Source organism: Kosakonia arachidis (genome assembly GCF_900116535.1).
Taxonomy (GTDB): Bacteria; Pseudomonadota; Gammaproteobacteria; order Enterobacterales; family Enterobacteriaceae; genus Kosakonia; species Kosakonia arachidis.
The window spans coordinates 223,921-235,887 of the sequence record NZ_FPAU01000005.1; the positions used below are offsets into that span (position 1 = coordinate 223,921).

The window sequence follows — 11,967 nt, forward strand, 5'->3', positions numbered from 1 at the left end:
TCAGTAATGAAGGCGCTACGTTGGGTTGTGATGATGGCGCTGATGCTGACGGTGATGGGTTCGCGCGCCGCCTGCACCTGGCCTGCCTGGGAGCATTTCAAACAGGCCTATATCAGCGATGGTGGACGGGTGGTGGATCCGAGCGATGCGCGCAAAATCACCACCTCGGAAGGGCAAAGTTATGCGCTGTTCTTTGCACTGGCGGCCAATGATCGCAAGGCATTCGATAGCCTGCTGCAATGGACGCAAAACAATCTGGCGCAAGGCTCTCTCCGTGACCATCTTCCCGCCTGGCTGTGGGGGAAAAAAGATGAGGAGAGCTGGACGGTGCTGGATACCAACTCGGCTTCCGATGCCGATCTCTGGATTGCCTGGTCACTGCTGGAAGCCGGGCGCTTGTGGAAAAACGATGCTTATACCCGCCTGGGAAACGCGCTGTTAGACCGCATCGCCAAAGAAGAGGTAGTGAAGGTGCCAGGGCTTGGGTTGATGTTGCTGCCTGGAAAAATCGGCTTTGCCGATAACAGCGCATGGCGTTTTAACCCTGGCTATTTGCCACCGCAACTCGCGAGCTATTTCACCCGTTTCGGCGCACCCTGGACAACGCTGCGCGAAACCAATCTGCGGCTGTTGCTGGAGACTGCGCCAAAAGGTTTTTCACCGGACTGGGTGCGTTATCAAAAGGGACAGGGCTGGCAACTCAAAAGCGAAAAGACGCTGATCGGAAGCTACGATGCAATTCGCGTCTATTTGTGGGCTGGCATGCTGCATGACAGCGACACGCAGAAAGCGCGATTGCTGGCGAAGTTTAAACCGATGGCGACGGTCACAAAGATAAATAACCAGGCCCCGGAAAAAGTGGATGTGGCGACCGGCAAGATCCACGGTAGTGGGCCGGTAGGTTTTGCTGCCGCGCTGTTGCCATTTTTACAGGATCGCGATGCTCAGGCCCTGCAGCGGCAGAACGTCGCAGACCATTTTCCCGATGACGATGCCTACTACAGCTATGTTCTTACCCTGTTTGGACAAGGGTGGGATGAGCACCGTTTTCGTTTCACCCCTCGTGGTGAGTTACAACCTGACTGGGGCCACGAATGCGCAAGTCCGCAGTAAACCTTCTCTGTTTCTCACTTGGCCTCGCGTTGGTGCCCGCTACGCGCGCGGCGGATACAGCCGTGCAGCAACAGTTGCTGGAACAGGTGCGCCTGGGGGAAACAACCCGGCACGAAGATTTAGTCCGTCAGTCGCTCTATCGCCTTGAACTGATCGATCCGAACGACCCGGACGTGATTGCCGCCCGTTTCCGCTATTTACTGCGTCAGGGCGACAATGCTGGAGCGCAACAGCAACTCGATCGGATGAAACAACTGGCACCAGAATCCCGGGCTTACCAGTCCTCACTGTTAGCGATGTCGCTCTCCACGGCAGCGGGGCGTCAGGCCTTGCAGCAGGCGCGTTTGCAGGCCACGACCGGGCATACCCAGGAAGCGATTGCCGCCTACGATGCGCTGTTTAAAGGTAATGCGCCGGATGGCGATTTGGCGGTCGAGTATTGGGTGCTGGTGTCGAAAGTCCCGGCCCGCCGTGCGGAAGCCGTGGATCAGCTAAAAAGGTTGAATGCCCGTTATCCCGGCAACGATCAGTTGCAAAACTCACTGGCGCAGTTGCTGTTTGCCGATGGTCATGACGCGGAAGGCTACGCTGTGCTGGAACAGATGGCGAAATCAAGCAGTGGACGTGATGCTGCCGCCACACTCTGGTATCAGCAACTTCAGAATATGCCTGTCAGTGATGCCAGCGTGAAAGCGTTACAGCATTTTCTGATGATATTCAGTACGGGTGATGCTGTTGACAGCGCCCGCACGCTGCTTGCCGCACAGCAAAAACAGATGGCCGATCCGGCGTTTCGCGCTCGCGCCTCGGGCCTTGCGGCAGTGGACGCGGGTAAAGGTGCGCAGGCGGTGGGGGAATTACAGCAGGCGGTCAATGCTAACCATAACGATAGCGACGCTGTGGGTGCGCTGGGGCGGGCGTATTCCCAGCGAGGCGATCGCGCACGAGCGGTAACGCAGTTTGAGAAAGCCATCTCCATGGATCCGACGAGCGCCAGCCGCAGCAAATGGGACAGTCTGCTGAAAGTGAACCGCTACTGGCTGTTGATCCAGCAGGGTGATGCGGCACTGAAAGCCAATAATCCAGCGCAGGCCGAGCGTCTTTACCAACAAGCACGTAGCATTGATAACACCGACAGCTATGCAGTTCTGGGCCTCGGCGATGTGGCGATGGCGCGCAAGGATAATGCGGAGGCAGAGGGGTTCTATCGTCAGGCATTGCGCATAGATAGCGGCAACAGCAATGCGGTGCGTGGCCTGGCGAACATTTATCGCGCCCAGTCGCCGGAAAAAGCAGAACGCTTTATTCAGTCGCTCTCCGCCAGTCAGCGGCGCAGCATTGACGATATTGAACGCGGCATGACGAACGATCGTTTGTCGCAACAGGCCGAAGCGCTGGAAAATCAGGGACAATGGTCGCAGGCAGCGGAGTTGCAACGTAAACGGCTGGCGCTCTCGCCTGGTGACGTCTGGATAACGTATCGACTGGCCAGTGATTTACGCCAGTCCGGAAGGCGTGGCGAGGCCGATTCGCTGATGAGTCAACTGGCCGCGCAAAAGCCGGACGATCCGCAGCAGGTCTTTGCTTATGGACTCTATCTGTCGGGCAATAATCAGGAAATCGCGGCACTGAATCATCTCAACCGGCTGCCGAAAGCAAAATGGAACAGCAATATTCAGGAACTGGCTGACCGGCTGCAAGCCAACCAGTTACTGGCTAAAGCGAACAAGCTACGGGATAGCGGCGACGAAGCACAGGCGATTACCTTCTTAAACCAGCAGCCAGCTTCCACGCGTATTGATTCAACGCTGGCTGACTGGGCGCAGCAGCGCGGCGACTTCAGTGCGGCCCGGCAATATTATCAGCGCGTACTTGATCGCGAACCGGCCAATGAGGATGCATTACTCGGCCTTGCGGAAGTGTATTCCGCAGAAGGTAATAACATGGCGGCGCGTCAGCAACTGGCGAAACTGGCTGCGCCGATAGCGACACAGCCGCGTTCGATCAATACTCAACGGCGTATTGCGCTGGTGCAGGCGTCGCTTGGCGATAGCGCCAGCGCGCAGCAAGCTTTCAGGGCACTTGTCGCGCAGGCTAAATCCCGGGCACCATCAATGGCGAATGCACTGGTACTACGCGATGCTGCCCGTTTTGAGGCGCAAAATGGCGAACCGCAGCAAGCGCTGGAAATCTGGAAAGATGCGATGGTCGCTTCCAGTATTACCACTGCGCGCCCGGCGGATAACGCCAGCTTTACCCAATTGATGCGCAACGATGAAAAAGATGACTGGCTGAAGCGCGGCGTGCGCAGCGATGCGGCGGAGCTTTACCGCCAGCAAGATGTTAACGCCACCCTGCAACATGATTACTGGGGTTCCAGCGGTACAGGCGGTTATTCTGACCTGAAAGCACATACCACCATGTTGCAGGTTGATGCGCCGCTATCGGACGGGCGCATGTTCTTCCGTACCGACGTCGTCAATATGGATGCCGGGAGTTTTGCCACCACCAATGGTACCTACGATCCGACGTGGGGAACATGTTCCGCCACGCCGTGTAGCGGCAGCACCAGCCAGACCGCGAACGGCGCGAGTGTTGCCATCGGTTGGCAAGATCGTACCTGGGCGGCGGATATCGGCACCACACCGATGGGATTTGATGTTGTCGATGTGGTTGGCGGCGTGAGTTACAGCAACGATCTCGGCCCCATTGGGTATACTGTTAACGCGCATCGGCGTCCGATCTCCAGCTCACTTCTGGCCTTTGCCGGGCAGAAAGACCCGAATACTGGCATTACCTGGGGGGGGGTACGTGCGACCGGTGGCGGGGTCAGCATCAGTTACGATAAAGGTGAAGCGAACGGCGTCTGGTCGAGCCTGAACGCCGAAACTCTCAGCGGTAAAAACGTCGAAGATAACTGGCGCGTCCGCTGGATGACCGGCTACTACTACAAGCTGATCAACAAAAACAACGAGCGGTTGACCGTGGGTGCCAACAATATGTTGTGGCACTACGATAAAGATCTGAGCGGTTATTCGCTCGGTCAGGGCGGTTACTACAGTCCGCAGCAATATGTCTCTTTTGCTTTGCCAGTCAATTGGCGCAAACGCATGGAAAACTGGTCGTGGGAGCTGGGTGGTTCGGTTTCGTGGTCGCACTCGAAGACGGATTCGATACTACGCTATCCGTTGCAGAACCTTATCCCGGATAACCCGTTTTCCCCGGACGGTACGGCAATGTATGCGGATAAAGATAATTTAGGCGCGGGCAGCAGTTCAAACGGTTTCGGTTATACCGCAAGGTTGCTGGTGGAACGGCGTGTCACATCACACTGGTCGCTTGGTGCTGGCATCGATATTCAGCAGGCGAAGGATTACACTCCGAGTCACGGCATTTTGTTCGTGCGGTATTCAATGGCGGGCTGGCAGGGTGACATGGATATGCCTCCACAGCCGTTGACGCCGTACGCTGACTGGTAAGACAGGAACATTCCTGGCGGGAGACACGGTAAAGACAGACTGTCAATACTGCGGTTAACTGCCAGATATTTAAACTATTATCTTCCTTTTCTGCCGTTGTTCCGTCTGCAAAAACGATCTATCAGCCTGTTTATCTAACCGCATTGCGATCGAGTATACTCTCCCGTCAGAGTTTACTGTGTTAGCTCTGAACTTATGGCTTTGTGTCCCTGGAGAAGTAATTTTGCGTGTCAGCCGTTCTTTAACCATTAAACAGATGGCCATGGTTGCCTGTGTTTCCATGGTGTTTGTTTTTATATTCTGCGTTATTTTGCTGTTTCACTTCTTACAGCAGAATCGCTATAACACGGCCACGCAACTGGAAAGTATTGCCCGCTCTGTGCGCGAACCGATCTCGGCGGCCATTTTGAAAGCCGATATCCCTGAAGCGGAAACCATCCTGAAACAGATCAAACCGGCGGGCGTGGTCAGCCGGGCGGATGTGGTATTGCCGAATCAATTCCAGGCGCTGCGCGTACGCTTTATCGCGGAGCATCCGGTACCTGTCACCATTACCCGCTTTTTCGAATTACCGATCCAGATTACGTTGCCGATTTACTCGCTTGAGCGTCCGGCGAACCCGCAGCCGCTGGCGTATCTGGTGTTGCAGGCAGATTCATGGCACACCTACAAATTTATCCTCAGCACGCTCTCTTTGTTAGTAACGACTTACTTACTTTTGTCGCTGATGATTACCGTGGCGATCACCTGGTGCATTAACCGTCTGATCGTCCATCCGCTGCGCAAACTCTCTACCGAACTGAACGCGCTGTCCGCGCAGGAAAGCATTGGCCATCAGTTGACGCTGCCTGGCCACCATTCTGATGATGAAATTGGTGTTCTGGTGCGCAACTACAACCGCAACCAGCAGATGCTGATGCGCCAGATTGAAGAGATGAATACTCAGTCTACTCGCTTCCCGGTTTCGGATTTGCCCAATAAGGCATTCCTGATGGCGATGCTGGAGCAAACGGTGGCCCGGCAAAAGCCGATGGCGCTGATGATTGTCTCCTGCGAAACGCTGCACGAGACCGCCGGCGTGTTGCAGGAGTCCCAGCGTGAAGTGCTGCTGGTCACGCTGGTTGAGAAGCTGAAATCGGTGCTTTCTCCGCGCATGGTGCTGGCGCAAGTCAGCGGCTATGACTTTGCCATTATTGCCAACGGGGTGCAGGAACCGTGGCATGCGATGACGCTATGTAAGCAAGCACTCACTGTCATTAATGAACGTGTTCCGCTAAACGGTATTCAATTGCGGCCTAACGCCAATATCGGTGTGGCAATGTGTTATGGCGATCTGAGCGCCGGGCAGCTTTATCATCGCGGCATGTCAGCGTTGGCCAGCGCGCAGCGTAAAGGGAAAAACCAGATCCAGTTCTTCGACCCGGAGCAGATGGAGCTGGCGCAGCAGCGGTTAACGCAGGAGAGCGCTATTCTCACCGCCCTCGAGCAAGGGGAATTTGCGCTCTGGCTTCAGCCGCAGGTGGCAATCGACAACGGTGAACTGGTCAGCGCGAAAGCATTGCTGCGGGTTCGCCAGCCTGATGGGAGCTGGGATTTACCCTCGGAGGTCATTGAACGCATTGAGTCTTGCGGCCTGATGGCGACCGTCGGTTACTGGGTGCTGGAAGAGTCCTGCCGCCTGCTTGCCGCCTGGCAATCGCGCGGCATTATGTTACCGCTGTCGGTCAATTTTCCGGCATTGCAGTTGCTGCATCACGATAGAGTACCGGACATGCTGGCGCTGCTGGACCGCTACCGAATCGCCCCGCAGACGATGATTCTGGAGGTGACGGAAAGCCGCTATATTGATGACCCGAAAGCCGCCGTGGAGATCCTGCGTCCGCTGCGAAATGCCGGGGTGCGCATTGCGCTGGATGATTTCGGCATGGGCTATGCCGGTCTGCACCAGCTTCATCATATGAAATCGCTGCCGGTGGATGTGCTGAAAATCGATAAAATGTTTGTTGAAGGTTTGCCGGAAGACGACAGCATGGTGTCGGCCATTATTCATTTGGCGCGTAGCCTGGAGCTGCACATTGTCGCCGAAGGCGTAGAAACGCAGGCGCAGCGGGATTGGCTGGCGGCTGCTGGTGTGGAAGTGGCACAGGGATTCTTATTTGATCGTGCAATGTTGGCGGATCAGTTTGAACATCGCTACTTTGCCGCTTTGGGAAGGGGTGAAAAAATCTAAATTGTTACGGAGTTGTGCGAGTCAGCTCAAACTTTTAACATTGTTGTTTCTGATTTGATGCAAGTTCATTTCTGTCATGTTTGTCGGGTGTTATTTTTAAACCGCAGGCTTAACGAAAGCCCTAAAAAGCCTGGGGTTTTAATTTCAAGGACACCTTATGAAAACCTCCCTATTTAAAAGTCTCTACTTTCAGGTTCTGACGGCAATCGCCATCGGTATTTTACTTGGCCATTACTACCCTGACATCGGGGCGCAGATGAAACCCCTTGGTGACGGCTTCGTGAAGCTCATCAAGATGATCATCGCCCCCGTGATCTTCTGTACGGTTGTTACCGGTATTGCCGGTATGGAAAGCATGAAGGCTGTAGGCCGTACCGGTGCGGTTGCGCTGCTCTACTTTGAAGTCGTTAGTACGCTGGCGCTGATCATTGGCTTGATTATTGTTAACGTGGTGCAACCCGGCGCAGGAATGAACGTTGATCCGGCGACGCTGGATGCAAAAGCCGTGGCCGTTTATGCCGAGCAGGCAAAACAGCAGGGGATTATCGACTTTCTTCTGGATGTGATCCCGTCCAGCGTTATCGGTGCATTCGCCAGCGGTAATATCCTGCAGGTGCTGCTGTTTGCTGTGCTGTTCGGTTTTGCACTGCACCGTCTGGGCCACAAAGGCCAGCTGATTTTTAACGTTATTGAAAGCTTCTCACAGGTCATTTTCGGCATCATCAATATGATTATGCGCCTGGCACCGATTGGCGCTTTCGGCGCGATGGCCTTCACCATCGGTAAATATGGCGTCGGTACACTGGTGCAACTGGGGCAGCTCATTATCTGCTTCTATGTCACTTGTATTCTGTTCGTGGTGTTGGTGCTGGGGTCGATCGCCCGCGTTACCGGATTCAGTATTTTTAAATTTATCCGCTATATCCGCGAAGAGCTGCTGATCGTGTTAGGCACCTCCTCATCGGAGTCTGCGCTGCCGCGCATGCTGGAGAAGATGGAGCGACTGGGTTGCCGTAAATCGGTGGTAGGGCTGGTGATCCCAACGGGTTACTCGTTCAACCTCGATGGAACCTCCATTTACCTGACGATGGCGGCGGTATTTATCGCGCAGGCCACCAACAGTCATATGGATATTTTCCACCAGATTACGCTACTGGTGGTGTTACTGCTCTCTTCCAAAGGTGCCGCAGGGGTAACAGGCAGCGGGTTTATCGTACTGGCAGCGACGCTTTCTGCGGTTGGCCATCTGCCGGTGGCCGGGCTGGCGTTGATTCTGGGTATTGACCGTTTTATGTCCGAAGCGCGTGCGTTGACCAACCTGGTCGGTAACGGTGTGGCGACGATCGTGGTAGCTAAATGGGTAAAAGAGCTTGATCAAAAACAGCTCGTCGATACGCTTGATAATCGTACAAGCGTCGTGAAAACGCGCGAAATCTCCTCGTAATTTCGGTACTTAAGCCAGCAGCCCTTGTCGGACTGCTGGCTCCTGCGCATAATTAACCCCTGTCTCCGTTACCATTCATGATGAGTTTTCGGGAAAATTCGCTTCGTGTTGTGACGTTTTGCGTTTCCTGCGGTCTAAAAGCGAAGTGTTTTTATCTCTCTCTAGCCTCCTTCTGGCGGGCATATTTTTTAACCAGGAATGTTGATTAGGGGTTCACATGCAGGGCACAAAAATTCGACTGTTAACGGGCGGTTTGCTGATGCTGGCAGCCGTCGGTTATGTGCAGGCAGATGCGCTCCAGCCCGACCCGGCCTGGCAACAAGGGACACTGGCGAACGGTTTCCAGTGGCAGGTATTGGCCACGCCGCAGCGTCCCAGCGATCGCATTGAAATTCGCCTGTCTATTGATACCGGCTCGCTCGCCGAGAGTACGCAACAGCGCGGCTATACCCATTTTATTCCCCGCATCGCACTGACCCAAAGCGGTCGTCTTGAACCGGCGCAGGTTCGTTCGTTGTGGCAACAAGGCATCGACCCTAAACGCCCGCTGCCGCCGGCGCTGGTCTCCTATGAATACACGCAATACAACCTGAGCCTGCCGAATAACCGCCCGGACCTGCTGAAAGAAGCGCTGGTCTACCTGGCGGATGCGGCGGGCAAACTCACCATTACGCCTGCCACCATTAGTCACGCGCTCGCCAGTAACGATATGGTGGCAACCTGGCCTGCGGATACCCAGGATAGCTGGTGGCGCTACCGCCTGAAGAGTTCGTCTCTACTGGGACACGATCCGGCGGAAACGCTGAAAGGGCCAATTGATGCGGCGCAGCTGAAAGCGTACTACGCAAAATGGTACACGCCGGACGCCATGACGTTGGTGGTGGTCGGCAATGTGGATAGCCGCGCGGTGGCCGAGCAAATTAGCAAAACCTTCGGTGAGCTGAAAGGTAAACGCCAGACGCCTGCGCCGATGGCCACGCTTTCTCCGCTGCCGCACCGGGCGGTCAGCCTGATGAGCGAGGCTGTCACCCAGGATCGACTGTCGATTATGTGGGATTACGCATGGCAGCCGATCCGCGAATCCGCAGCGCTGGAGCGCTACTGGCGTGCGGATTTAGCGCGCGAAGCGCTGTTCTGGCATATTCAGCAGAACCTGACGAAAAATAACGCCAAAGAGATCGGCCTGGGCTTTGATTGCCGTGTGCTGTTCCAGCGTGCGCAGTGCGCCATCAACGTTGATACGCCAAACGACAGGCTCAACGCCAATGTTGGCGTGATCGCGCGCGAACTGGCGAAAGTTCGTGAAAAAGGTCTGCCGGAAGAGGAGTTTAAGGCGCTAATTGCACAGAAAAACCTTGAACTGCAAAAGCTTTTCGCGACCTACGCCCGGGCTAATACCGATATTTTGATCGGCCAGCGGCTGCGCTCATGGCAGAACCAGGTGGTGGATATCGCGCCGGAGCAGTACCAAAAGCTGCGTCAGAGATTCTTAAATGATCTTACGCCGGAGATGCTGAATCAGGATCTGCATCAGCAGTTGTCGCAGGATATGGCGTTGATTCTGATGCAGCCGAAAGGCGAGCCGGAATATAACATGAAAGAGTTGCAGGCAACGTGGGATGACGTGATGCGTCCGGCGGGTTCCGCAGCGGCAGCTGCGGCTGACGACGGGCATACCGATGTGTCAGATATCCCGCCGCAGCAGTAATCTTTGCCCTCTCTCTTCCGCGAGGTTGAGAGGGGGCAGAAGCTTACTTCGACTCAGGCATTGCTTCGCGCGGAATAATCGCCCCGCGATACTGAATGACCGTACTGGCCGTTAAGTGGCCACGTTTTGCTGCTGCTGTAGCATCGCCGCCGGTCAGACGTACGGCAAGGTAGCCCGCACTGAAGGAGTCGCCCGCTGCCGTTGTATCGATCACTTTCTCTTTTGGCAGTTTCACGGCTGGCACTTCAACCAGCGCTTCCCCGGCAATTGCCACCAGACAAGAGTCTGCGCCACGTTTAATTACCACTTCTTTCACACCCGCGCACTGTGTGCGTTCGATAACCTCTTCGACCGGTTTTTCGCCCCACAGCAGATCTTCATCGTCCAGTGTCAGGAACGCGATATCGGTGCAGGCCAGCATTTGCTGATACACCTGGCGTGTCTCTTCTTTGCTGGCCCACAGGCGCGGACGGTAGTTGTTATCAAAAATGACTTTGCCACCGTTGGCGCGGCAGGTTTGTAGCAGTGCCAGCAGCTTGTTGCGGCTGGCCGGGCTTAAAATCGCAAGGCTGATACCGCTCAGGTAGAGATAGTCGAATGACGCCAGTTCCTGGCAGATTGCCGCAGACTGCTCGCTCTCCAGCCAGAATTTCGCCGCCGCTTCGTTGCGCCAGTAATAGAACGTGCGCTCGCCTGTGCTGTCGGTTTCGATGTAATACAGGCCCGGCAGGCGGTTTTCCATGCGCTGCGTCAGACGGGTATCGACATCTTCGCTCTGCCAGGCGTCGAGCATCTGCTGGCTGAAATTGTCGGTGCCAAGTGCCGTAACGTAGTGGACAGAAAGCGCTGACGGATTGACCTGGCGAGCGATATAAACGGAGGTGTTAAGGGTATCGCCACCAAAGCCACGATTAACTTCTGCGCCTTTTTGTGACAATTCGATCATGCATTCGCCGATAACGGCAATTTTCCTGGACATAGTCGTGAACCTGGATCAGATAAATTAACGGTAGTGTGCGTTTTGCGTGAAGCGCGGTCAATCATATTAAAACAACGTTCCAGTATTTTTTTGAGCTAAACCCTGTTATTCACAGATTCTTGTGCCAGGTTTTTAATTTTGCCTAAAACTAGGACATAAAGTTCTTAGTCGTAGCGCCGATAACCCCTTGACGAGTGGTTCCAGCTCATCCCATCGATAGGACATCAGAGACATGAAGTTAAAGCAGGGCACCCAGTGGCTAAACATTCCTGAAGCGAGTATTGAAAGCCTTGAGGAGCGTCGTTATTGGCTGCAATGCGAACGTGCTTATACTTATCAACCCATCTATAAAACTGACGGTCGTCTGATGGCTATTGAAGTATTGACCATTGTGACGCATCCGTCACAACCTGATCAGCGAATTGCCCCCGATCGTTATTTCAGCCAGATCCCCGTGCGCCTGCGCGTGGAGGTGGTACATGAGCAGGTCGAGTTGCTGGCAGAACAGCAGACTTTCTTCACTGATAATGATGTGCTGGCCTCGGTCAATGTCGATGGCCCGACGTTGCTGACGATGCGCGAGAATACGCGACTGATGGCGCTGATCGAGTCGCTGTCGTGGATCCGTTTTGAACTGGTGGAGCATATTCGTTTACCGCAGGATTCTACCTTTGCTTCGATCAGCGAAATTGGCCCGCTGTGGCTGGATGATTTCGGCACCGGGATGGCGAATTTCTCGGCGCTGAGCGAAGTGCGTTACGACTACATCAAAGTGGCGCGCGACCTGTTTATCATGCTGCGTAAAACCCCGGAAGGGCAGAACCTGTTCACCATGCTATTGCAGTTGATGAACCGCTACTGCCAGGGCGTTATTGTTGAAGGGGTTGAAACCCTTGAAGAGTGGCGTGACGTGCAGAAGTCTCCGGCCTTTGCGGCGCAAGGCTATTTTTTGTCGCGTCCGGTTCCTCTGGCCCGACTCGAACATGTGATACTCAATTTGTAATTCCGCCCTTT

The 11,967-nt window shown here is 54.8% G+C and carries 7 protein-coding genes; 6 read left to right on the forward strand and 1 reads right to left on the reverse strand.

What is annotated here, in order from left to right; all coding sequences use genetic code 11:
• Window positions 1–6 precede the first annotated feature (6 nt).
• The 5 genes from bcsZ to BM427_RS19145 all read left to right on the forward strand — a co-directional run bounded on the left by bcsZ (window position 7) and on the right by BM427_RS19145 (window position 9,974).
• Window positions 7–1,113, forward strand: a complete 1,107-nt coding sequence (gene bcsZ / locus BM427_RS19125) for a cellulose synthase complex periplasmic endoglucanase BcsZ (protein WP_090124277.1) — start codon at window positions 7–9, stop codon at window positions 1,111–1,113.
• Window positions 1,095–4,592, forward strand: a complete 3,498-nt coding sequence (gene bcsC / locus BM427_RS19130) for a cellulose synthase complex outer membrane protein BcsC (protein ID WP_090124280.1) — start codon at window positions 1,095–1,097, stop codon at window positions 4,590–4,592. The genes bcsZ and bcsC overlap by 19 nt, the downstream gene beginning before the upstream one ends.
• 223 nt (window positions 4,593–4,815) lie before the next feature.
• Window positions 4,816–6,822, forward strand: a complete 2,007-nt coding sequence (gene hmsP, locus BM427_RS19135) for a biofilm formation regulator HmsP (RefSeq protein ID WP_090124283.1) — start codon at window positions 4,816–4,818, stop codon at window positions 6,820–6,822.
• A 157-nt stretch (window positions 6,823–6,979) separates the two neighbouring features.
• A complete protein-coding gene (locus BM427_RS19140; protein ID WP_090124286.1) occupies window positions 6,980–8,266 on the forward strand; it encodes a dicarboxylate/amino acid:cation symporter in 1,287 nt (428 codons plus the stop codon).
• 217 nt (window positions 8,267–8,483) lie between these two features.
• Window positions 8,484–9,974, forward strand: coding sequence for a M16 family metallopeptidase (locus tag BM427_RS19145; RefSeq protein ID WP_090124289.1), 1,491 nt, complete (start codon window positions 8,484–8,486; stop codon window positions 9,972–9,974).
• Between the two features lie 43 nt (window positions 9,975–10,017).
• On the opposite strand, the gene kdgK is transcribed toward BM427_RS19145, so the two are convergent.
• Window positions 10,018–10,953 (reverse strand): 2-dehydro-3-deoxygluconokinase, encoded by a 936-nt coding sequence (gene kdgK, locus BM427_RS19150; RefSeq protein ID WP_090124292.1) that lies wholly within the window; start codon window positions 10,951–10,953, stop codon window positions 10,018–10,020.
• Between the two features lie 232 nt (window positions 10,954–11,185).
• On the opposite strand from kdgK, the gene pdeH reads away from it, so the two are divergent.
• Window positions 11,186–11,956 carry a cyclic-guanylate-specific phosphodiesterase gene (pdeH, locus tag BM427_RS19155; protein WP_090124295.1) on the forward strand — a complete coding sequence of 257 codons (771 nt, stop codon included), beginning with the start codon at window positions 11,186–11,188 and terminating at the stop codon, window positions 11,954–11,956.
• Window positions 11,957–11,967: the final 11 nt, after the last annotated feature.